Origin of the sequence: Propionigenium maris DSM 9537 (assembly GCF_027925155.1) — a bacterium.
Classification (GTDB): Bacteria; Fusobacteriota; Fusobacteriia; order Fusobacteriales; family Fusobacteriaceae; genus Propionigenium; species Propionigenium maris.
The window spans coordinates 11,851-34,972 of record NZ_BSDY01000004.1 but is presented as its reverse complement, the minus strand read 5'-3'; the positions used below and the strand labels follow the sequence as shown (position 1 = coordinate 34,972).

General features: G+C 41.9%; 23 protein-coding genes. 17 read left to right on the top strand and 6 right to left on the bottom strand.

Translation table 11 applies throughout. The features are described 5' to 3' along the window. The first annotated feature begins 464 nt into the window (after positions 1–464). Positions 465–1,862, top strand: a complete 1,398-nt coding sequence (locus QMG11_RS04875; RefSeq protein ID WP_281833944.1) for an APC family permease — start codon at positions 465–467, stop codon at positions 1,860–1,862. Positions 1,863–1,992: 130 nt separating this feature from the next. Here the strand turns inward: QMG11_RS04875 and QMG11_RS04870 are convergent, their stop codons facing one another. From QMG11_RS04870 to hydF, 3 genes are read right to left on the bottom strand one after another with little or no spacing between them, the layout of a single operon-like run. After that, positions 1,993–2,409 (bottom strand): septal ring lytic transglycosylase RlpA family protein, encoded by a 417-nt coding sequence (locus QMG11_RS04870; RefSeq protein ID WP_281833943.1) that lies wholly within the window; start codon positions 2,407–2,409, stop codon positions 1,993–1,995. Then, positions 2,409–3,764 carry an aspartate ammonia-lyase gene (locus tag QMG11_RS04865; RefSeq protein WP_281833942.1) on the bottom strand — a complete coding sequence of 452 codons (1,356 nt, stop codon included), beginning with the start codon at positions 3,762–3,764 and terminating at the stop codon, positions 2,409–2,411. The genes QMG11_RS04870 and QMG11_RS04865 overlap by 1 nt, the downstream gene beginning before the upstream one ends. Then, positions 3,757–5,004: a [FeFe] hydrogenase H-cluster maturation GTPase HydF gene (hydF, locus tag QMG11_RS04860; RefSeq protein ID WP_281833940.1), complete on the bottom strand. Its 1,248-nt coding sequence runs from the start codon at positions 5,002–5,004 to the stop codon at positions 3,757–3,759. The genes QMG11_RS04865 and hydF overlap by 8 nt, the downstream gene beginning before the upstream one ends. Before the next feature lie 212 nt (positions 5,005–5,216). On the opposite strand from hydF, the gene QMG11_RS04855 reads away from it, so the two are divergent. From QMG11_RS04855 to QMG11_RS04845, 3 genes are all read left to right on the top strand, one after another. After that, positions 5,217–5,840: an MBL fold metallo-hydrolase gene (locus QMG11_RS04855; RefSeq protein WP_281833938.1), complete on the top strand. Its 624-nt coding sequence runs from the start codon at positions 5,217–5,219 to the stop codon at positions 5,838–5,840. Between the two features lie 75 nt (positions 5,841–5,915). Continuing rightward, positions 5,916–6,185: an ArsR/SmtB family transcription factor gene (locus tag QMG11_RS04850; RefSeq protein ID WP_281833935.1), complete on the top strand. Its 270-nt coding sequence runs from the start codon at positions 5,916–5,918 to the stop codon at positions 6,183–6,185. 120 nt (positions 6,186–6,305) lie between these two features. Beyond that, positions 6,306–7,235: an NAD(P)/FAD-dependent oxidoreductase gene (locus tag QMG11_RS04845; protein ID WP_281833933.1), complete on the top strand. Its 930-nt coding sequence runs from the start codon at positions 6,306–6,308 to the stop codon at positions 7,233–7,235. A 38-nt stretch (positions 7,236–7,273) separates the two neighbouring features. On the opposite strand, the gene QMG11_RS04840 is transcribed toward QMG11_RS04845, so the two are convergent. Then, positions 7,274–8,062, bottom strand: coding sequence for a sigma-70 family RNA polymerase sigma factor (locus QMG11_RS04840; protein ID WP_281833931.1), 789 nt, complete (start codon positions 8,060–8,062; stop codon positions 7,274–7,276). A gap of 138 nt (positions 8,063–8,200) precedes the next feature. On the opposite strand from QMG11_RS04840, the gene ruvC reads away from it, so the two are divergent. The 9 genes from ruvC (at position 8,201) to QMG11_RS04795 (ending at position 16,964) form a co-directional block, all read left to right on the top strand. After that, complete coding sequence (ruvC, locus tag QMG11_RS04835) at positions 8,201–8,773, top strand: crossover junction endodeoxyribonuclease RuvC (RefSeq protein ID WP_281833929.1); 573 nt, start codon at positions 8,201–8,203, stop codon at positions 8,771–8,773. Positions 8,774–8,803: 30 nt separating this feature from the next. After that, a complete protein-coding gene (locus tag QMG11_RS04830; protein ID WP_281833927.1) occupies positions 8,804–10,075 on the top strand; it encodes a sensor histidine kinase in 1,272 nt (423 codons plus the stop codon). A gap of 10 nt (positions 10,076–10,085) precedes the next feature. Further along, complete coding sequence (gene trmL / locus QMG11_RS04825; RefSeq protein ID WP_281833925.1) at positions 10,086–10,550, top strand: tRNA (uridine(34)/cytosine(34)/5-carboxymethylaminomethyluridine(34)-2'-O)-methyltransferase TrmL; 465 nt, start codon at positions 10,086–10,088, stop codon at positions 10,548–10,550. Between the two features lie 3 nt (positions 10,551–10,553). Next, on the top strand, positions 10,554–10,793 hold the full coding sequence (locus QMG11_RS04820; protein ID WP_281833923.1) for a TM1266 family iron-only hydrogenase system putative regulator: 240 nt from the start codon (positions 10,554–10,556) through the stop codon (positions 10,791–10,793). A gap of 163 nt (positions 10,794–10,956) precedes the next feature. Further along, the gene (hydG, locus tag QMG11_RS04815; protein ID WP_281833921.1) at positions 10,957–12,375 is read left to right on the top strand and encodes a [FeFe] hydrogenase H-cluster radical SAM maturase HydG; all 1,419 of its coding nucleotides are present in this window, start codon (positions 10,957–10,959) and stop codon (positions 12,373–12,375) included. Next, entirely contained in the window at positions 12,338–12,832 is a 495-nt protein-coding gene (locus QMG11_RS04810; RefSeq protein ID WP_309302084.1) for a dihydrofolate reductase, read from the top strand. The genes hydG and QMG11_RS04810 overlap by 38 nt, the downstream gene beginning before the upstream one ends. A 399-nt stretch (positions 12,833–13,231) precedes the next feature. Beyond that, positions 13,232–14,671 (top strand): OmpP1/FadL family transporter, encoded by a 1,440-nt coding sequence (locus QMG11_RS04805; protein WP_281833919.1) that lies wholly within the window; start codon positions 13,232–13,234, stop codon positions 14,669–14,671. A 224-nt stretch (positions 14,672–14,895) separates the two neighbouring features. Continuing rightward, positions 14,896–16,233, top strand: coding sequence for an OmpP1/FadL family transporter (locus tag QMG11_RS04800; protein WP_281833917.1), 1,338 nt, complete (start codon positions 14,896–14,898; stop codon positions 16,231–16,233). Positions 16,234–16,382: 149 nt separating this feature from the next. Continuing rightward, positions 16,383–16,964 carry a TetR/AcrR family transcriptional regulator gene (locus QMG11_RS04795; RefSeq protein ID WP_281833915.1) on the top strand — a complete coding sequence of 194 codons (582 nt, stop codon included), beginning with the start codon at positions 16,383–16,385 and terminating at the stop codon, positions 16,962–16,964. Between the two features lie 43 nt (positions 16,965–17,007). On the opposite strand, the gene recJ is transcribed toward QMG11_RS04795, so the two are convergent. Then, positions 17,008–19,581 carry a single-stranded-DNA-specific exonuclease RecJ gene (gene recJ / locus QMG11_RS04790; protein WP_281833913.1) on the bottom strand — a complete coding sequence of 858 codons (2,574 nt, stop codon included), beginning with the start codon at positions 19,579–19,581 and terminating at the stop codon, positions 17,008–17,010. A gap of 168 nt (positions 19,582–19,749) precedes the next feature. Here recJ and amrA point away from each other — a divergent pair, with 168 nt between their 5' ends. From amrA to amrB, 3 genes are read left to right on the top strand one after another with little or no spacing between them, the layout of a single operon-like run. Then, positions 19,750–20,271, top strand: a complete 522-nt coding sequence (gene amrA / locus QMG11_RS04785) for an AmmeMemoRadiSam system protein A (protein WP_281833911.1) — start codon at positions 19,750–19,752, stop codon at positions 20,269–20,271. Positions 20,272–20,280: 9 nt separating this feature from the next. Continuing rightward, positions 20,281–21,294, top strand: a complete 1,014-nt coding sequence (gene amrS / locus QMG11_RS04780) for an AmmeMemoRadiSam system radical SAM enzyme (protein ID WP_281833909.1) — start codon at positions 20,281–20,283, stop codon at positions 21,292–21,294. After that, positions 21,287–22,114 carry an AmmeMemoRadiSam system protein B gene (gene amrB, locus QMG11_RS04775; protein ID WP_281833906.1) on the top strand — a complete coding sequence of 276 codons (828 nt, stop codon included), beginning with the start codon at positions 21,287–21,289 and terminating at the stop codon, positions 22,112–22,114. The genes amrS and amrB overlap by 8 nt, the downstream gene beginning before the upstream one ends. A 33-nt stretch (positions 22,115–22,147) precedes the next feature. On the opposite strand, the gene QMG11_RS04770 is transcribed toward amrB, so the two are convergent. Further along, entirely contained in the window at positions 22,148–22,411 is a 264-nt protein-coding gene (locus tag QMG11_RS04770) for a hypothetical protein (protein ID WP_281833904.1), read from the bottom strand. Positions 22,412–22,589: 178 nt separating this feature from the next. Between QMG11_RS04770 and QMG11_RS04765 the strand changes: the two genes are divergently transcribed. Further along, positions 22,590–23,078, top strand: coding sequence for a prolyl-tRNA synthetase associated domain-containing protein (locus QMG11_RS04765; RefSeq protein ID WP_281833902.1), 489 nt, complete (start codon positions 22,590–22,592; stop codon positions 23,076–23,078). Positions 23,079–23,122 lie beyond the last annotated feature (44 nt).

The window sequence follows — 23,122 nt, the reverse complement described above, 5'->3', positions numbered from 1 at the left end:
GTAAATTGAGTGATTACCTGGCTAGTGAGGTCTGTAATGCCCTTTCGGTAAATTGGAAGTGGTAGTGTAGATTCAAACTTGTCGAAGAAGGGAAAATTCAACTGAAAAATATTTATAGAACTGGGGTTTATTCAGGGTCTCTATTGGAGGCAATGAATTATACTACTATTTGTGGTATAAAGTGAGTCTAGAAGGCGAAACTTAAACACTCTAACTCTATTATCAATTTTTTTTGATAGTAGTGTTGGAGTGTTTTTTTTATAACTTAAAAATGACTAAAGGAGGGATGCTAGATTAACAGTTATAAAGGGATTAGAAAACATAAGTGAAACAAAAGTAATTTTAAGAAAATGAAATCTATAGAGAAGTTGTATAAATTGTGAACTTTTGGCTTTATATTTTAAAGCGAGGAGTGATTGAAATTAATTCTTTAAAATAAAAGAAAGATCCATAAGGGAGGAATAATGAAGAAAAAATTAGAAAAGAATATGGGGATGCTAGATGTATTATCCCTTGCTATAGGCGCCATTATAGGCTGGGGAGCCTTTGTACTACCAGGAGATCTATTTATAAAGGAAACAGGAGTGGTGAATACCTTTATCGGGATGTCTCTTGGAGCGATGATAATGATAATAATAGAAAAAAATTATGGTTTTCTCCTATCTAAGGATGCAGTTGCAGGTGGGGAGTATGCATTTACCTTTAAATCCTTTGGAAGGGGACATGCAATAATCTGTGGATGGTTTTTATCCCTGGCTTATATATGTATCGTACCTCTAAATGCAACAGCTTTGGCTCTTATAGCTAAAACTATGTTCCCGGGACTACTGGAGAAGGGGCTCCTATATTCAATTGCAGGATACAATATCTACTTTGCTGAAGCTATGACAGCTACAGTTGCTCTAGTTGTCTTTGCATGGCTGAATATTAAGGGAGTAAAGATGGCCTCTACATTCCAGACGGTTATGACTCTGGCACTACTGGGGATAATCCTTTATATGGCATCATTTTTTATGACAAGACCAGAATTTAATATGACTCTTATGACAGGACACCTGGATGTGAGTAAGATAAACATTGGAAATATTCTCAGAATAGTGGCAATAGCTCCATGGGCCTATATAGGGTTTGACTGTATTCCTCAGGTAGCAGAGGAGTTTAACTTTGAAGCAAAGAAGGCATCCCATCTGGCAGTGGTATCTATCATAGCTGGACTTGTAATATACACGATACTAAATGTTATTACCTCCTCTGTATTTACCCAGGAGATGCTTCTGACTCAGAAGGTAAATTGGGCTACGGGAGATGCTATAGAACTTTTATTTGGTAGAATAGGTCTTTATTCCTTAGGATTATCCCTTCTTATGGCCATAGTGGCAGGAATAAATGGTTTCTACATGGCTTCCAGCAGACTGATATTTTCCATGGCTAGAGCCAAGGCTATACCAGCGTGGTTTGAGGAGCTGGATGATGAGAGTAAAACACCTAGAAATGCTATAATCTTTGTAATGTTAATGTCCCTTATAGCTCCTTGGATGGGAAGAAGGGTTCTTCTGTGGATAGTTGATATGTCCTCTATAGGAGCTGCTATTGGGTACCTTTATACAAGTCTTTCAGCCTATGTTCAGGCAAAGAAGGAAGGAAATAAAGTTATACAGGCGACGGGAGTATTTGGAGGAGTGGCAGGAGTGATATTTATGATGCTTCTATTACTGCCGATATTTCCAGGATCTATCTCAGCACCATCCTATGTAGTTCTTATAGTCTGGAGTATTCTGGGAGTAGCTCTATATAAGAAGTATGGAGAGGGGTACAGAAGTCTTGATGAAGGGCACTTGAGCTATCTTATATTGGGGAGATAGGGAAATAAAAAAAGCAGCCATAGAGGCTGCTTTTTTTATTGTTAATGAAAGTATAGAATTTATAAAATAGTACGTGAAGTAATGATACTTCCAAATGATTATTCGAATGCAATGTCACGTTGTTTTTTATTTAATGTTTATATCTGAAGGTATTGCTGTCATCTAGGATCTGTATCCTTACAGGGACTACTCCCTCATTTGTATGGGCTATCTTACTAAATGCCTTTGGAGATAGATCTATAACCCTTCCCTTGACATATGGTCCCCTGTCATTTATCTTAACATCTACACTCTTGTTGTTCCTGGTGTTGGTTACTCTGACAATGGTACCAAATGGTAGAGTTTTGTGTGCAGCAGTATACTTTCTCACACTGTACTTTTCTCCGCTGGCAGTTAGCCTTCCGTGGAAGTTCTTTCCATACCAGGAAGCCTTACCTGCTAGGGCATGCCTTCTGGAATACTCGTTGGTTTTCTTGGTGGATGTAGACGAACATCCAGTCAGGATAACCAGGAGTAGTACTATAAAAATAAGGTTTAACCTTCTCATTATTCCTCCAATAATCCTTTTTCCTTTAATATAACTTCATAGGTTTTTCCAGTTTTTTCGCATTCCTTTAAAATCTTGCTGAGCTCGTCATATCCAAGGGTGTCGATGTGTCTTGTGATTGTAGAGAGACTGGATCTCAGCATCCTCTCACAGACATCCTCATTGACTGTAACCCCTGGAATTACCTTGGAAGAAAACATCCTTACTCCATCTCTTAGGAGCTCTAAGTTTTCCAGTAGAGATTCTGCAATTAGAGGAGTGAGGGCGTTTAGCTCCAACTCACCATCGGCTACAGCAGCAGAGATGATGAGGTCGTTCCCCTGTACCTTGTGAAAGATCTGCTTGATGAACTCAGGGCCCACAGGGTTTATCTTCCCTGGCATGATGCTGGACCCCATCTGGATAGCAGGAAGGTTTATCTCACCAATTCCTCCCAGGGGACCACAGGACATGAACCTGAGGTCATTTGCGATTTTATTCAGGGAGGAAGCCATGGTCTTAAGAAGGCCAGACACCTCAACAAATACATCTAGATTCTGGGTAGCATCGATGAGGTTTTCGGCCCTTGCAAGACCGTAACCTGTGATTCTCTTCAGTTCCTCGCTCACATAGTATCTGTATTTGAGGGAAGCTCCTACTCCTGTTCCCACAGCAGTTCCTCCGATGTTTATTCTTCTGAGACGCTCCTCTATCTTATAGAGCCTCCACCTGTCTCTGGAGATAGCTTCCCCAAAGGCACCAAAGGACTGTCCCAGAGTAAGGGGAACAGCGTCCTGTAGCTGAGTTCTTCCCAGCTTATATACGTGGGCAAACTCGTGCTCCTTCTCCTGGAATACCTCCTGGAGCTTCATAGCTTCCTCTACAAGTTCTCTAAGAACTTTTATTGCAGCGATCTTTACCCCGGTAGGATAAACATCGTTGGTAGACTGGCTCATATTTATATCCTCTATAGGGTGGATGAGGGAGTAATCTCCCTTCTCTCCTCCCATGGCTTCTATGGCTATATTTGCTATTACCTCATTGAGGTTCATATTGGTAGAAGTCCCTGCTCCTCCCTGGATAGCAGGAAGAGGGAATTCATCCATAAACTCCCCGTTAAATACCCTTTCACAGGCCTTCTTGATCTCAGTTCCTTTTGCTGAATCCAGCTTCTTCTCCATGGAGTTGGCTCTGGCGGCTGCCAGCTTTACAATGGCAATCCCCTTTATTATCTCAGGATTTACTATCTTGCAGTTGTTGAGGAAGAAGTTATCCAGAGCTCTGGCAGTATGGATACCATAGTAGCTGCTACTAGGGACTCTATACTCCCCGATACCATCCCTCTCGATTCTATAGTTTTTTTCTGTATTACTCATAATCACCCTCCTCGTTCTCCAGCCAGTCGAAGTAAACCTCTGGGAATGGTTTTAGTGCCCTGTCCAATATACCATTTAATGTGGCGATACACAGACCGTAGTTCAGCACGGGAACTCCCCTTTCATTGCTGGCCTCTATCCTTGAGAGCATCTCCTTCCTGTTAAGGGTACACCCTCCACAGTGGATGACAAGGTCATATTCCTCTATATTGTCTGGATAGTCCCTTCCTGCACAGAAATCAAAGTGGATATCCGAGTGGATATTCTGCTTTATCCACCTTGGAATCTTAACCCTACCGATATCATCTGGCTGGGCGTGGTGGGTACATGCCTCTGCAATGAGGACCTTAGCATCCTTCTTGAGGTTCTTAAGGGCCTTGGCCCCCTGTACCAGCTTGAAGAGATCTCCCTTGTATCTGGCAAAGAGGATGGAGAAGGATGTAAGGAGTATATCCTCTGGTGTATCAGCACTTACCTTGGCAAACTCCTGGGAATCTGTTATTACAAGCTTAGGCTTCTCCCTTAGCTTATCAAGGGTCCACCTTAGCTCCCTCTCCTTACAAACGTGGAATACCCCGTCGTTATCAAGGATATCCCTCATAGTCTGTACCTGAGGAAGGATCAGCCTTCCCTTGGGCATACCTGTATCTATTGGGATAACCAGAACAACACTCTCTCCTGGTTTTATAAGGTCTCCCAGGATAGTAGGCTGCTCAAACTCCTTGGGTGAGTTCTTTATGAGGAGCTCCTTCAGTTCCGAGATACCCCTCTTTTCAATGGCAGAGATAAGTACATACTCATAACTTAATCTCTGGAGTTCCTCTAGGAACTCTTCCCTAGGTTCTACTGTATCCACCTTGTTTACAACTACCACAAAGGGAATGGACTTCTCCTCTAATAGAGATATTATATTCCTGTCAAAGTCTGAAAAACCCTCCCCTGTAGTTGTGACTACAGCGATATCGGTTTTTCTGATTACTTCCAGACTCTTCTTTACCCTCAGCTCTCCCAGATCACCTATATCATCAAGGCCGGCAGTATCTATAATTACACAGGGTCCTATGGGAAGGATCTCCATAGCTTTATATACCGGGTCTGTAGTAGTACCTGCATACTCAGATACTATTGCCAGGTTCTGCCCGGTGAGGGCATTTATAAGGGTGGACTTTCCCATATTTCTCTTACCAAATATTCCTATATGAAGCCTGTTTGCACTAGGCGTCTTGTTTAAACTCGACATAAACTCCCCCTTAAAGATCTTAATAACATTTTAAATAATCTACATCAATTATAATATGTATGGGTAAGTTGTGCAATTTATAAATGAGGATGTATCTATTATAAGTTAGGATTTTGATAGTTTTGTGATAGAAGTTGTGAAAGGTGGTTCACAAAATGGACATTCTACCTTATAATTAAGTTAAATTTATAGAATGACTGATGGAGGTAACAATGGAAATAAAGATGTTTTATCTGGGACAGATGATGTCGTGTGCATACCTGGTATGGGGAGAGGATAAGAAGGCTGTACTTTTTGACTGTGGAGGGGAAAACCTTGAGGGTGTAATAGCTTTTATTGAAACTCATAGCCTAAATTTAGAGAAGGTAATCCTGACTCACGGACACTATGATCATATAGCAGGGATAAATAAGATCCTTGAATATAAGAGCGATATAGAGATATACATAGGTGAGGAGGAGAAGGACTTCCTTATTAATGCAGACCTTAGCCTTTCCACTATGCTAAATGGTACTGCCTTTAAGTTTAAGGGGGAAGCTGTTACAGTTAAAGAGGGAGATATGATAGGGGAGTTTAAGGTTATTGATACTCCAGGACACACAAGGGGATCCAAGTGCTTCTATCACGAGGGAGAGAAGGTGATCTTTTCAGGGGATACAATGTTTAGAGGAAGCTATGGAAGATTTGATCTGCCAACAGGTAACTCCAAGGTACTCTTTGAAAGTCTGAAAAAATTATGTGAATATCCAGAGGAAACTAAGGTATATAGTGGTCATACAGAGGTAACTACAATAGCTGCTGAGAAGAGGTTTCTTACTGCCAATGGTCTTATCTAACCTTTAGAATATTTGACAGAATTAGGGGATAGTAGTATAGTATAAGTGGTAGAAAGAAAAAATAGAGGGTGAAGTATGAAGATAGATAGGGCAGTAATGTTATTTAAAATGATGAGTAATCCAATAAGACTAAAGATATTGAAGCACCTTTCAGATGGGGGAGAGCTGTGTGTGAGTAGTTTAGAGGAGGCTGTGGGGTCGTCTCAGTCTAGTACTAGTCAGCACCTGGCACACCTGAGAAACTCAGGGGTATTAAGCTGCGAGAAGAAGGGGAAGAATGTCTGCTATAATATAGCTGATCAGGATATACTGAACTTAATAAATGAATTTGAATTTGAAGATTAATTATACAAAAAGACTGTTGACTCTCTGGGAAGGCAGTCTATTTTATTTCTCATTGTTGGCAGAAAAGGAAGTTCTCTAGGGGACTTAATAGATTAAAACACAGAGTGGAGGAAGTAGATTATGAAAAGAGTATATGACATGGTCATAGTAGGGGGAGGGCCTGCAGGGCTTACAGCAGCCATCTATGCAGGAAGAGCCAATCTGGATGTTCTTGTGATAGAGAAGAGGGAGATCGGAAGCCTGCTAATAGCTCACAGTATAGATAACTATCCGGGATTTCCAGAGGGAATATCTGGAAGGGAGCTCTATGAGCTGAAGAAGAAGCAGGCACTTAAATATGGTGTAGAGATAGTGGAGGGGACCTTCTTAGAGCTAGATATCTTCTCAGATCCCAAAGTGGTAAAAACCGATGTGGAGAACTATCATACCCATACGGTTATCCTTGCCAGCGGCTGGCCTAAAAACAATGAGAAGAAGATAGAGGGGGAAGCTGAGTTTGTAGGAAGGGGAGTATCCTACTGTGCTACCTGCGACGGAGCATTCACAAGAAACCTTACTGTGGGACTCTTTGGACAGGGGGATGAAGTAGCTGAGGAAGCTCTATTCCTTACCCGTTACTCCAAGGAGATATTGGTATTTGCTCCAGAGGGAGAGCTTAAGTGCCACGAGGAGCTGAAGGATGCCCTGGCTAAGCACGATAATGTGAGGATAGTAGCTAACAGTAAGCTTAAGAAGATAGAGGGAAGTAACTATGTGGAAAAAGTTACTGTCAAGGAAAACGGAAGCGAAAGAGTGTATGATCTGGACTACACCTTCCTTTATCTGGGAACCAAGAGTTCAGAGGAACTCTATGCAGGGGTAGCAAACCTGGATTCCAATGGATACCTTATAACCGGTGAGGATATGAAGACTCAGGTAGAGGGAATCTATGCTGCGGGAGATATCAGATCCAAGCTTGTAAGACAGGTGACCACTGCAGTGGCAGACGGAACTGTAGCTTCTATGGAGGCTACTAAGTACATTCTTAAGAAGAAGAAGGAAGCTAAATAAAAAGTAGATAAAAAGAAGAGTCTTTTGGACTCTTCTTTTTAGTTGTATTCAATCTTGTCTCTCAGCTTGTCGATAGCTCTTATCTGTATCTGTCTGATCCTTTCTCTGGTGAGGTTCAGGTTGTTCCCTATCTCCTCCAGGGTAAGAATATTTTTATTGAAGAGTCCGAACCTGTAGATGATGACACTCCTCTCATTGGGGTTGAGAGTCTTAAGGGACTCGATGAGGTTTTCATTTACACTCTTCTTTATGATGCTTTCCTCAAATACCTCCTCGCTGGGAATGATGCTGTGAAGATCGGAATTTTCCCCATAGCTTTCCTCGAGGGAGTTGAGGTTCTGCTCAAAGATATTTAAGTATTTCTCCACATCCTTCACCTTGAACTCCAGCTTTTCAGCAATTACTTCAAGGGTAGGGAGGGTATTGTTTGCAGTCTTATATTCCTGTACAAACTTATTGATCTTAGAGATGTTGTCATAGACATAGGTGGGATACCTTATAACCCCACGATTGGAGGAGATATATCTCAAGATACTCTGCTTAATCCAAAAAGTGGCATAGGTGGAAAACCTTCTCCCCATGGTGGGATCAAATTTACCGACTGCTTTGATAAGACCGATATTTCCCTCCTGGATCAGGTCTAAAACAGGGATGCCTACGTTTATATACTTTTTGGCGATACTTACAACAAGCCTCAGATTGGAGATAACCAGTCTGTCCTTGGCTTCTTCATCGCCATTTTGTGCTCTTATTGCTATATCGATCTCTTCCTCCTTAGAGAGAAGAGGATAATAGCTGATTTCCTTTAAATATTCAGATATATTCATAGATTAAAACAGCCTGACCGGCTCCTCCTTCCACTCAACATTTATTCCTACAGTAATATACTATTCCCCTTGGAAAATCCTTTTTTATAGAATTTTTTTTTGAATTGTGTTAAACTTAAAATTGAGAGGTGAATATACTTGAGAGTGATTGGAATTGACCCGGGGACAGCAATAGTGGGTTATGGAATTATAGATTTTAAAGATAATAGATACGAGGTAGTGGACTATGGGTGTATATATACTCACAAGGATCTACCTATGCCCAAAAGGCTCCTGAAGATAAGTGAGGATATGAGCAGCCTCCTTGAAAAATACAAGCCAGATCACATGGCTGTAGAGGAGCTTTTTTATTTTAAAAACAATAAAACAGTAATAAGTGTAGGTCAGGCAAGGGGAGTAATACTATTAGAGGGAGTAAGGAAGGATATCCCCCTAGCTGACTATACCCCTCTTCAGGTTAAGATGGGTATTACAGGGTATGGAAAGGCTGAAAAGAAACAGGTACAGCTTATGGTACAGAAGGTACTTAAATTGAAGGAGATCCCAAAACCAGATGATGCAGCAGATGCTCTGGCCATAGCAGTAACTCATATAAATGCATTAAATTCCAGCAGCTACAGCCTGCAGAAAGTTGAAAAGATACCGGAGAGTAGTGTAAAAAAAGGAAGACTGTCAGCAAAGGAGTACAGAGAATTACTACAACTAAAATAACTTTTATAGTTTAGGAAGAGAGAGTGGGCTATGTTAAAGGGTGAGCATGAAAAGCTTGACAGAGAATTTCTTGTAAAAAAGTTAAAGGACGATGAAAAGGGGATATCCCATATGCTGGAAGAGCTGGAATCCATGGATAAGATGGTGTCGGTGATCTACAGGGAAAAGAATGAGGAGAGAGCTATCTTCTGTCTTCTGCTCCTTCTTACCACTAAACTGGATCTTGGGTATGTGGAGAGCTACTACTTCAGCTATGACAGCACAGAGAAGAGCCTTACCTACAAGGAGGGCTACTTTGATCTAAGAAGGATAAGCGATTCCAAGCTGGAGAGGATCTATACTCTGGCACAGGAAAGGATGGATATAGAGAGGGTTGGTTTTTTAAATGAGGTGCTTACTACAAACCAGCCAAGGTACAGCATAAAGAAGGGTGAGTTTCATACTCCCTATGAGTTCTTAAACAGGCTGCAAAACTATACTGTAATTCCTATTTGCTATGGGAAGAAGAAATACGGTATAATTATCTTAGCGGGTAACAGAAAGTTCATAAGGTTTGAACGTAAGGAAAAGGAGATAATAGATCTCTTTAAGTATAACCTTTCCATGTATCTCTACAACAGAAAGCTGGAGATAAATGAGATGGAAAATGAGAGACTGAAGACCATAGGGCACTTTGCCAACTCCATAGTTCACGAGTTTAAAACTCCCATATCGGTGATAAAGGGGCTGGCTTCCCTTGCAAAAAATAAGCTTCATGATCCTGCAAAGGTGGGGGAGTATCTGGACAACATCATAAAGGAAGCCAACAGGATAGTGGATATGTCTCAGGAGGTAAGTGAGTATGCCGGCCTGAAGGAGAGAGTTCTGGAAAAAACTACCTTTAATGTTATGGAGATCCTCAGGCAGGAGGTGGAGAAGTTTAGAAGCAACCTGGAACTTCTTCAGATTCAGGTAATCTTTGTAGGAGATGAATCCTGGAGCAAGGAGGGGAACAGGGAGAGGTTTGGACGTCTCATTGGATATATATTAAAAAATGCCATTGAAAATGTAGATTACAGCAAGGAAAATAAGTATATTCTCATAAAGTTGGAAGACAGTGGAGGTAAACTCACTATAGAGGACAATGGCTGCGGCATAAAGGAGAGAAATGTAGAGAAGGTATTTGATCCCTTCTTTACCACAAAGATAAATGGAACGGGCCTAGGCCTCACCATAGTAAAGGAAGCCCTGAAGAAGAATGGCGGAAGTGTTACAGCGGAGTCGGCAGAGGGGCAGTATACGAGAATAATAATAGAAGCTTAGGAGGAAGAGGATGAATATAGTATTATTTAATCCTGAGATACCATATAATACGGGAAATATAGGGAGAAGCTGTGTTCTTACAAATACGCCCCTTCACCTTGTAAAACCACTGGGGTTTTCCCTGGATGAGAAACAGATAAAGAGAGCGGGACTGGACTACTGGGATAAGGTAGAGGTTCATATCTGGGAGAGTTTTGAGGAGCTTGTGGCAGCTTATCCAGAATCAAAGTTCTTTATGGCCACTACAAAAACAAAGCAGAGATATACAGATGTGGAGTATGGAAAGAATGACTTCATCATGTTTGGACCTGAATCCAGAGGGATCCCAGAGGAGATGCTGGAGGCCAATAAGGAGAACTGTATAACTATTCCAATGATAAAGATGGGAAGATCGTTAAACCTTTCTAACTCGGCGGCAATAATATTATATGAGGCTATGAGGCAGAATGACTTTCCCTTTGCAGAGGGTGAGTAATCTATGAGCAGAGTAGCTACCATGTCCATCTTTATAGATGAGAGGGAGAGTATAATAAAGGCAAATGAAATACTCATGGAGTATTCAGATATAATAGTTTCAAGGATGGGAATTCCTTATAGGGAGCGGGGCTTATCGGTTATAGTTCTGATCTTGGATGGTGATACCGACAAGATAGGAGCTCTTTCAGGTAAGATTGGTAACCTAAAGGGAATATCGGTAAAGACAGCAATGAAAAAATAGATACCTGACTGTAAGGGGGAACCTGAGCGGAAGGGAGATTTAAATAGCAGCTACCCCTATTTTAGAGTACCTAAAATTAAAGGGATAACTATTTAAAATCTCCCGTCAGGGAGATTTTTTTATTAAAATTTATAGCTATATATTAAAGTAGGGGGTAGAGGCGATGTTAACTTGGAAGGATGAGGTAGAGGAAAAAAGTTTTATAGATGGGGAGATGACTGAAAAGGTCCTGGAAGCAACGAAGAATCCCAGCAGGGATGAGTTTGACAAGGTTATGGCCAAGGCTGCAGAGCAGAAGGAGCTTTCCCTGGAGGATGTGGCTATACTGCTAAATTCCGAGGAGCAGGAAAGGGTAGAGGAGATATTTAATCTGGCTAGCTCTATAAAGAAGAGGGTCTACGGTAACAGGGTGGTACTATTTGCACCTCTATACCTTGGAAATAAGTGTACAAACTCATGTACCTACTGTGGATTTAAGGTGGATAACCAGATAGGAAGAAAGACTCTGAATATGGAGGAGCTTAGCTGTGAAGTAGAGGCTCTTGTAGATGAGGGACACAAGAGACTTATAATGGTATATGGAACTCACCCAGACTATACTCCAGAGTATATAAGAGATACAGTGAAAAAGGCTTACTCCATAAAGAAGGGGAATGGAGAGATAAGAAGGGTGAATATAAATGCCTCCCCCCTTGCTGAGGAGGAGTACAGAATTGTAAAGGAAGCTGAGATAGGAACCTATCAGATCTTCCAGGAGACATACCACGAGGAAACCTATAAAAGGGTTCATCCAAGGGGAGAGAAATCCAACTTTAAGTGGAGGCTCTTTGGTCTTACAAGGGCTATGAGAGCGGGACTTGATGATGTGGGAATAGGTGCCCTCTTTGGTCTATATAAGTGGAAGTTTGAGGTAATGGGGCTTATGCAGCATGTAAAGCACTTAGAGACCGAGTTTGGAGTGGGGCCTCATACGATCTCCTTCCCTAGACTGAATGAAGCTACAGGAGCAGTGAGAGATCCTGAATACCTGGTAGGAGATATGGAGCTAAAGAGAATTATAGCTATCCTTCGTCTGGCTGTACCATACACAGGGCTAATTCTAACTGCAAGAGAAAATCCAGAGCTTCGTAGGGAGTGTATGGAGCTGGGTGTATCTCAGATAGATGCAGGAACTCAGATCGAACTTCAGGCATACAGTAAGAAGGCCAAGGAGGAGAAGCAGGAGCTTGAGAAGGAGCAGTTTAAGATAGGGGACAGCAGATCCCTAGATGAGGTAATGAGGGAGCTAATGGCCAACGGCTTTACCCCTTCCTTCTGTACAGCCTGTTACAGACTAGGGCGTACTGGAGAGCACTTTATGGAATTCAGTAAGCCTGGATTTATCCACCACTACTGTACTCCAAATGCTGTACTTACCCTGGCTGAGTACCTGGAGGACTATGCAAGCGAGGAAACCAAGGAAGTAGGATATGGTCTCATCCTCAGAGAGGTAGAGTCAAGTGACCTTACGGAAAATGTAAAATCTACCCTTAGAGAGAAGCTGGATAAGATTAGATCTGGAGGGAGGGATCTATATTATTAATTTAATTGTAGCCTACGACGACAACAGACTTATAGGTAATGGGGGAGATCTTCCCTGGAGGATTCCCGAGGATCTGAAAAAGTTTAAGGAGCTTACAAGTGGAAACATTGTAATAATGGGAAGAAAAACCTATGAGAGTATAGGAAAGCCCCTGCCCAACAGGATAAATATGGTGGTGACTAGAAATAAGAGTTATAATGCAGAGGGAGTCTTTATATTTAACAGTATAGAGGATGCTCTAAGAAAGGCCAGCGTATTTCACAAGGAGATCTTCTTTATAGGGGGAGGAGCTATCTACAATGAGGTGCTATCCCTTGTGGATACCATGTATATCTCACATATTAAGGGAAGCTATGAGGGAGATACCTATTTTCCAGAAGTGGACCTGAATAAGTGGAGGACTGAGGTCACTGAAAGCTATGAAAACTTTGACTTTGTTAAGTATGTAAGGGCCTAGTGTCTTGAATAAGAAAAATAAAATTACAGAATTTTCTCACAAGGAAGGAGGGATGTTATCAAACATCCCTTTTTTTGTCTTTTTGAAGGGTGTTATTTTATGGTTATTAATAAACCCTTGTTCAAAAGATGTTTAAAACTATAGTTTATGCTACACTATTTAACTTTATTTTAAGAAAATCTTAAATAGAAGGCAGATTGGACAGAGGAGCTCTAGTATCTAATACCATTGGTATAGATTAGATGGGATCGAAAACAAGGGTTCTCCAACCTTAAATTATTAAAAGTTTTTAATTTTTTTTTAATTTAATTTTAAAAAACAATTGTTATATTACACGGGTGATATTATAAGTGTAATTTTATTTTTTGTACAATAAGGAGATAACTGAGAGAGATGAGTTTGAAAAAGATTAGTTTAGGGGCACTGATGCTTGTGCTTGGTGGAGCAGCATATGGAGCATCGATAGATCATATACAGAACTATACCCCAGAGTATAATGCAAACCCGGCACAGCAAGGGGCGATAAATGCCGGTACATCAGCTTACTATAACCCAGCAGGTCTGATGCATATAGAAAATGGAACTTACTTCCAGGTAGGAGCTCAGGCAGCTATGGGTAAGGAAGAGATGAAGTATGACGGGGAGACATACGATTCAGATCTGATGGATGTAATTCCAAATATTTCAGTCGTTCACAAGAATGATAACAGAGCCTGGTACTGGACCTTTGGAGGGCTAGCTGGTGGTGGAGAGCTAGAGTATAAGGATGGAGTAGCAGGAGTAGCATTAATAGAGGATCAATTAAAGCCTGGAGTAGGGGCAGCAGCTTCAGCAGCAGCAACAGCAAAATTCTATCAAGGTGGATTTAATGCAGCTAAGGATCAGGGAGCTACAGATGCTCAAGCTAATTTAGCAGGGCTTAAGGCTGTTAGTGACAATAAAGCAACAATTGATGCAATTGGAAAAAATGCATCTGATAATACAAATGTAACGGATCAATATGCAGAGGGATCCAATAAGTATATTCAGTCTACACTGGGAAGAGCATGGTTCCTGACGGAAAAGCTATCTATGTCAGCAGCAGGTAGAGTGGTGTACGGATCTAGAGAACTGAAGGGTGACATCAAGGGAGAGCTAGCAGGATCTCCGCTTGAAGCAAATATAGACTCAGAGAGAACAGCCTGGGGATATGGTGGAGTATTTGGTCTGAACTACAGAGCCACAGAGAGACTAAACCTGGGAATGAGATATGACACTAAAATAAATATGAACTTTGAAGCAGATGCAAGTGAGAAGCAGGTAGAGATACCAGTACCTGGACAGGATCCTATGAAGATAGGTTTCTCTAGTATCTATGGTCAGTATGCAGATGGTGTAAAGAGCAGAAGAGATCTTCCAGCTATCCTAGCGCTGGGAGCTTCATATAAAGTTACAGACAGGTGGACAACATTTGCAGGAGGTAACTACTACTTCAACAAGGATGCTAAGATGGACGATGATTATACTCACGGAGAGTACGACAATGGTTGGGAGGTATCCCTTGGATCGGAGTACTGGGTAAGCTCAAAGATAGCTTGGATGCTAGGAGCTAACTATGCTGTAACTGGAGCAGATGAAGAAACATATTCAGATATCGAGTATGCACTGGATTCATTTATGCTGGGAACAGGTATAAAGTACAGACAGGATGAGAATACTGAGTGGGTAGTAGCAGTAAGTCACTACTGGTATGATTCAGCAGACGGAACTCACTATAGCAAGGAATACGGAATGGACAATGCAAGATATGATAAGCAGATAACAGCTGTTGGAGTATCTTTAACAAAGAGATTTAACTAGGAGGGCGAAAGCCTTCCTTTTTTATTGTGATAGAAATACACAGCAAAGGACCAAATAGCCTGAATTATTTAAGGTATTCTCAGTAAATATAATTGAAAACACTCACCTTAATGTTTACTTAAAACCCTAAATATATATTGATAAAATTACAAAAAAGTGATAAGTTACATCGGTATTGTAACATATGTAATTTATTTTAGGTATTAAGGGAGAAAATGAGAAAGATGAAGTTAAAGAGATTAGGGATTGGAGCTCTTATATTGGCACTGGGAAATGTAGGATATGGAGCATCTGTAGATCATATCCAACACTACACGCCAGAGTACACAGCAAATCCTGCACAAAATGGAGCAATTAATCCGGGGACATCGGCATACTACAACCCAGCAGGGCTTATGCAACTGGAAAATGGAAGATATTTCCAGGTAGGGGCACAGGGAGCTTACGGGAAACAGAAACAGAAAAATGATGGGAAGACCTATGAGGCTGATTCCTTTGATGTAATTCCAAATATAATGTTTGTGGATAAAACCGATGAAAGAGCATGGTACTTCACCTTTGGAGGGCTAGCTGGCGGAGCTGAGATGGAGTATAAGAACGGGGTACCTACGATCGGTCAGATACCTGGTCTTATAGAAGGAGCAGGTATTCCAGGTGCAGGAATAACTGTAGGTCCAGACTCGGAAGTAAGGGAAAACTGGGCAGAGGGATCGAACACCTATATCCAGGCTACTCTAGGAAGAGCCTGGTTTGTAACAGAAAAACTATCTCTATCAGCAGCTGGTAGAGTAATCCACGGTCAGAGAAACTTAGATGTAAGAGCAGAAGGAACTATTGATGGAAGAATTCCAAACCCAATTCCTGGAAGGGATGATATTCAAGTAAATGTACCAATATCCGATTGGATGGAGGGGGAGAGACATGCCTGGGGATATGGTGGTCAGTTTGGTCTAAACTATGCTGCCACAGAGAAGTTGAATATTGGAATGAGGTATGATACAAGGGTGAAGATGGACTTTAGAACAGACAGTAAGTCCATGGATAAAGATTGGGGAGCTGGAGGAATCAATGGTGGAATCCTAGAGAATCTGTATCCAGAGTATTTTAATAAATCTAGAAGAGATCTACCAGCTATCCTAGCTGTGGGAACCCAGTATAGGGTAACCGACATGTGGGCTGTGTATACTTCAGCAAACTACTACTTTAATAAAGACGCCGATATGGACAGGGAGTATAAGGGGAACAGAACCTATGACAATGGATGGGAGGTAGCTGTGGGGTCTGAATACTGGCTGAACAACAAGTGGGCTTGGCTAGTGGGAGCTAACTATGCAGATACTGGCGCTAACAGAGATTCCTACAATGATTCTGAGTTTGCATTGAATTCATTTATGCTGGGAACAGGATTCAAGTATATGCAAAATCCTACAACTATGTGGACGGTATCGATAGCTAATTACTGGTACGACTCAGCTAAGGGTGAGGGATCAGCTGCATATGAAAATGTAACTTATAAGAAGGACTACATAACAGGTGGAATTTCACTGACAAAGAAATTTTAAATTTAAGGGAGGCTATAGCCTCCCTTTTGTTATAAAAACAGGTGTATTTAATGTCAGTTGAACATAAAATTAAGGGTTTCCCCCTTGAAAAAAAAATAAAAGGATGTTATATTATAGGTGTAATTTTATTAAAGGGTTAGGAGGTCGAGATGCCTAAAAAAGCCATCTTCACAAGGGAACAAATTATAAATAAAGCATTTGAAATGCTTGAAAAGAAGGGATTAGAGGATATCACAGCGAGAAATCTGGCTAAGGCTTTAAAGTCTTCACCAGCACCTATATATGGTTTCTTCAGCTCCATGGATGAATTAAAGAAGGAGCTTATCGATAGAGCAAAGGATCTTTTCTTAGATTATGTTAAGAGGGAAAAGACGGAACTTCCGTTTTTAAATATCGGGGTAGGTATAGTTACCTTTGCCAGAGAGGAAAAGCAGCTATTCAGATCTATCTTTTTGAGGGAAAATTCCTATGCAGGACTTATCCAGGAGTTTAAGGAGATAATTCAAGAGGAGATCGCTGCAGATGAAAGATTTGATGATCTTCCAGATGAGATAAAGGAAGCACTCTTTATAGACTGCTGGACCTATGCTCACGGACTGGGAACCCTTGTTTGTACAGGATACTTTGAGGGAAGCGATGAGTTTATAAGGGAAAGACTTATGCTTGGAGCGGCTAATATTATCTATAGAAGACTGGATGATATAAAGACTCAGACAGCGGAAATAGTATAGAGTAAAGGTAAAGGGACGGATGTAGATCCGTCCCTTTTGTTGTCTATAAAAATACCGCTATATCCCTTGTGGAGAGTATCTTGTGGTACTTATCTATATTTTTGAAGATCTCCAGCTTCTCCTCTGGTGGAAGTTTCTTGGTATAGAAGGTGAGGTGGGAATCCCATATCTTCAGGAGCTCCTCCTCGGTATAGATGTGAATATTATCTGGAACAAGGAAGTGGTCTACCACCTTGTTGTAATCTTTAAGGTCCAGCTCCTCCCTGGAGATGACAAGAGCCCTTCCCTGAGGCACCTCTACCTCTGGTATGAAGTTGATAAAGATATAACTGTGGTAGCCCTCTATATACTCCGGTGCGATATCTGCAAACTCCCTGTATACAGCTGGAAGCTTCTCCTTGGTTACAATAAGGGTCTTCCTATCCATAAAGGTGTTGAAGAGGGAGATATTTTTTATTATTGTTCCACTTCCCCTTCCTGGGTCTGTTACCAGAAGGGTGTTTCTTTCCTCCTTATATATAGAGGAGAGAACCCTCTTCTGCATATTGTTGTATGGGAGGTCCCCTATGAGGAAGTTCTTTATCTCCTTAAAGACCTCTCCCTTCTTAAAGGCAAGGGTTTCAAAGGTGTTGTTTCTGTGGATCTTAATATGGATATTGAAGTTTTCACTCTTCTCCACCACCCTTTCGATCTCAACCCTGAAGTTAAACTTAAAGGTGTAGTTCAGCTTCTTTATGAGGGAAGCTGTTGCAGGATCTAAGTATCCCAGAACCCTTCTGTCCTGAAGGATATCGACTCCATCAGCATAGTTTAGGTAGATAGGGGAGTCTGAAGGGTGCCTTCTGCTGTAGATAACAGCTTCCATGGGAAAGTGTGTATCGTAGAGATCTATATTCTCCTTGAGGTAGTTTCTCTCGCTGCCACATGGAGCCACATCCTCTATATAGATCTTATTCATATACTTATCCCTGTAGGTTTCCCTCTTAAGCTTAAAGGCGATATCTATCTCCCTGAGGTTTACCAGCTCCTCGAAGTTGTGTCCGCTTCCAAACCACACACAGTTTCTTACCTCATTTCCATCCTTTACCACAGTAAGCATCATGTGGTTCTTATCCTTACCGATAAGTCTCAGATCCTTAAAGAGGCAGTTTTTCATGGAAAATAGTGGTGTAGGATTACCAAATCCAAAGGGCTCTAGAAGGCTCAACTTTTCAAGGAACTCATAGCTTACCTTGTGGAGGGAGATCTCCTTATCTATCTTAACAGGTTTCTGAAAATCCCCCTCATCCAGGTACATCCCAGCATGGGCATTTATCCTCTCTGCAAAGGTGGAGATATTCTCTATGGGGATGGAAAAACCTGCAGCCCCTGCATGTCCTCCATACTTAGTGAAGATCTCGGACATGGTATTTAATCCCTCTATAAGGTTGTAGTTTTCGATACTTCTGCAGGAAGCTACAGCAATACCCTCCTCCCTCTTTATCTCCATTACAATGGTTGGCTTATAGTACTTGTCTACAATCTTGGAAGCCACAATACCAATAACCCCATGGTGGAAGTCCTCACCAGCTACAACTATTACATTCTTAGATGCCAGGTCATTTTTTTCTATGGTATCCTCTACCTTCTCCAGGATACTCTGCTGGATCTCCTTCCTCTCATTGTTCTGACCAATTAGCTTTGCAGATGCCTCCATAGCTTCCTTGTGGGAATCTGTGGTCATAAGCTCAACCCCCTTCTTGGCATCCTCGAGACGACCAGCTGCATTGAATACAGGGGCGATGATAAAGCCTACATCATAGGTGTTGTAGATCTTCTCAGGAGTATCTGGGTAGAGGGCCTTTAGGAGGGTTCTGAGTCCCTCATGCTGGGTTTTCTCAAGGAGCCTCAGACCATACTTGGTAAAGATACGGTTTTCTTTTGTGAGGGGAACGATGTCCGCCACTGTACCAATGGCCACTATATCCAGGTACTTAAAGATCTCCTCCTTCCTTTCCAGGGTAGTATAGAGACCCATAAGGAGCATGAAAGCTGTTCCCACTCCTGCAAAGTATGGGAAGTTATAGGTGTTGTCCTCCCTCTTGGGGTTTATAACTGCATAGGCAGCAGGAAGGTTGTTGTTGATCTCGTGGTGGTCAGTGATGATTACATCAAGACCTATCTCATTGGCGTGATCGATCTCCTCCACAGAGGAGATACCGCAGTCAACGGTGATCACCAGGCTTCCTCCCTGCTCCTTTATATACGTAAGGGCTTCCTTATTCAGACCATATCCCTCATCTCTCAGGGGGATGTAGTACCTTACCTCTACTCCTATCTCACGAAGGGCCAGGTAGCAAAGGGATGTGGATGTAATACCGTCTACATCATAGTCCCCGTAGATCCATATGGTCTCTCCCTTCTCTTTTGCTTCTATTATTCTATCTACACCTCTTCTTACATCTGCTATCTCAAAGGGGTCTGCAATATCCTCAAGGGAGCAGTGGAGAAACTCCTCTATCTCCTCATCCTCTGTAATCCCTCTGTTGTAGAGGATATTCAAGATATCCTTATCTAAGGGAAGGGAGGTCTCTTGAGGTATATAGTCACTTCTATATATCCATTTAGTATTATTCATAGGTCACCGTCCTTTATATCTGCTCTTAAACTTTGTTCTCATGTAATTCTATAACTATCTTATACCATAAGATAGGATAACTCAACTGGAAGAATTACTTTTATGGAAAGGAAGATGTGGAAGTGGACAGAATAAATAGAGGAGAGGAAGTCATGGGAGGTAGGAACAATGTATAGAGGAAAGAGTATCTACACATCGCTGGCTATGAAGAGTATCCTGGAAAATCTAGGAGGAAAAGGGGAGTACAGGGAGGAGTTCAATTCCGAGGAGAAGCTCATGGCACAGAAAGCCTGCTTTGTGAGCCTTCATATGAAAAATGGCGATCTCAGGGGGTGTATAGGAACCCTGGAGCCTTATAGGGAGAACCTCATGGAGGAGATTATAGGAAACGCCAAATCAGCTGCCTTTGGAGATCCAAGATTTCCCCCTCTGACCAGGGAGGAGGTAGAGGAGATAGAGGTATCTGTGGATATACTTGATAAACCTGAAAGAATAGAGAAGAGGAGCCAGCTGGATCCCAAGGTATACGGGGTAATAGTAAAGAAGGGAGTAAGGCGGGGAGTACTTCTCCCAGACCTTCCAGGGGTGACAGATATAGATGAGCAGATTCAGATAGCCATGAGTAAGGCTGGAATAGGAGCTCAGGAGGAAGTTGAGTTATATAGGTTTAAGGTTAAGAGGTACCACTAGGAGGAAGTTATGTATAGAGCTGATTACTATGAAAGGGAAGGCGGGGGAGTGAGGTGTAAACTATGTCCCCATAACTGCCTTATAAATAATGGAAACTATGGTATATGCCATGTGAGAAAAAATATAGATGGTGAGCTTATAAGTATGAACTACGGAATTCTATCAGCGAGAAATCTGGATAGGATAGAGAAGAAGCCCCTCTACCACTTCTACCCTGGAAGAACTATCTTCTCCATTGGAAGTGTAGGGTGCAACCTCAGGTGTAAGTACTGCCAAAACCATACTATAGCCCAGGGAGATTTTTCCCATGTTTTTGAGAGAGCGGGAAAGACCTCACCTAAGACTGTGGTGGAACAGGCTCTGAGATTTATGGATGATGATAATATTGGGATAGCCTATACCTACAATGAGCCCATAATCTGGTATGAGTATATGCGGGATATAGCAGTGGAAGCCAAGAAGGCAGGGCTCAAAAATGTAATGGTGAGTAATGGCTATATAGAGGAAGGACCCCTCAGGGAGCTCATGGAGGTAATAGATGCTTTTAGTATAGATCTCAAGGGATACAGTGAAGAGTTCTACAAGGAGATCACAGGGTCTACCCTTGCTCCTGTAAAGAAAACCCTGGAGATCATAGCTAAGAGCAACCGCCACCTGGAGGTGGAGTATCTGGTTATCCCTGGACACAACGATGATGAGGTGGAGTTTAGAAAACTCATGGAGTGGTACAGAGATAGGGTAGGGGAGGGAGTTCCCCTCCATATAAACAGGTATTTCCCTCAGTATAGGATGACTATCGATCCCACTCCAGTGGAAACCCTTGTAAAACTCTTTGAGATTGCACGGGAGTATGTAAACCATGTATATATAGGAAATGTAGGACTGGAGCTTGGCCGGGACACCATATGTCCAGGCTGTGGAAGCAGGGTAATAGAGAGAAGGTATGAGATAAACTATAGTGGAGCTGTTGGCGGAAGGTGTTACCGATGTGGAAGAGAGCTGGAGGGAGAGGGATATGAGTAGAAGGAAAAATTTTGCCCAGGGTAGCTTCTATCCAGAGTCTGCAAGAAGGATAGAGGAGATATTCCAGGAGAGCCTTAAGGACAGGGAGATAGACTACACTCTGGGAGAGAGAAGAATCATAGGGGGAGTAGCCCCCCATGCAGGGTATATCTACTGTGCCAGGATAGGAGTTCCCCTCTTTGAGATAATAGGGAGAAATGAGGAAGGTTATGATACAGTGGTTCTATTGAATCCCAACCATACAGGGTATGGTCACGGGGTGGAGATAGACAAAAATGAATTCTGGAAGACCCCCTTTGGAGAGGTGGAGATAGATGCCCAGCTGAGAGATGAGATGAGTATAGAGGTGGGGGAGCTTTCACAGAAGTTTGAGCATTCAGCAGAGGTAATCCTTCCATATCTAAAATATTTTATAAAGTCTGAGTTTAAGCTTCTTCCCATCTGTATAATGGATCACAGGTATAGCACAGCAAGGGCTCTTGCTAAGAAGCTCTATGAGGCAGGGGCAGAGAGTGGAAAAAGAATACTTGTAATAGCCTCCTCGGACTTTACCCACTTTAAAACCAGAGAGGTTGGAAGGGAGCTGGATAACTATGCCCTTGAAGCTATAGAAGATCTGGATTCAGAGGAGTTTTCCAAGAGGGTAAGGGAGAGGGATATATCTATCTGTGGTTTTGGGCCTATAATGGTCCTTATGGAGTATCTGAAGCTTGCTGCAAAAAATCCAAGGATGAGAGTAGTGGCCAGGGGGGACTCTGGAGAGATAAACAATGAGGATCAGGTAGTTGACTATGTATCCCTCATAGCTGTAGATGCTTAAAGGAGGCTATAAGCCTCCTTTTTAAATAGTTTATTAAGGGATGGAAGGAGTATCAAAGTCCAGCCAGATATAGTGGCCAGATGGGTAGGTAGCACTGCCGGTAATCTTATACTCCCTTTGGGACAGAAGGCTATGGACGATATTAAAGGAATCCTTTTGAACCTTTAGCTGAAGGCTGTGTTCATCTGTAAAATCATATTTAACCTCATTTGTATCAGGGGTTCTATCTCCATCAATCAGTCTCAGTTCCTTGCATGCCAATAGCTTTTTAAGGTCGACTATAATCTTTTCATTCATACTATCACTCCCTGTAATAAAGATATTTAAGTCTGCCATAAAAATTGCTCAATGGCAAAACAGCATATTGTATAGGGGGATTGTCAGAGCTTAAAAATAAGTGGGGGATTGTTCTTTAAGGTAGTAGGAGGTATACTTATTTAAAAAAATAGATAGCTTTGGAAGATAGGGGGGAACAATGAAGGAAAAAAAGGTATATGATTATCTGAAGAAAGCAGGAGTGGAGATATACTCAAGGTATGAGCATAGGGCGGTATATACCATGGAGGAAGCTAATGAACTGGATATTGACCTTGACGGAAGCGACTGTAAAACCTTATTTTTGAAGTCCAAGAAGGGCAGGAGGTATTTTCTTGTATCCCTTGTGGCTCACAAGAAGGCTGACCTAAAAAGTATCGGTGAGCAGCTTGGAGTAAAGAGGATTACCTTTGGAAGTGAAGCGGAGCTGGAGGAATGTCTTGGGCTTACAAGGGGAGCAGTATCTCCCATGGGGCTAATCAATGATTTAGCCGGAACAGTGGAGTTCTGCATGGACAGGAGTTTTATGGGAAGTCACAGGATCTGCATTCACCCAAATACAAATACTGTAACTATGACCTTAGAGATGGAGGGGTTTATGAGGTATATAGAGTCTCTGGGAAGAGAGGTAAGGTGGATAGAGGTTTAGGGTATTATAGGATTCAGTATATTTTACTAAAAGTGCCCCTCTAC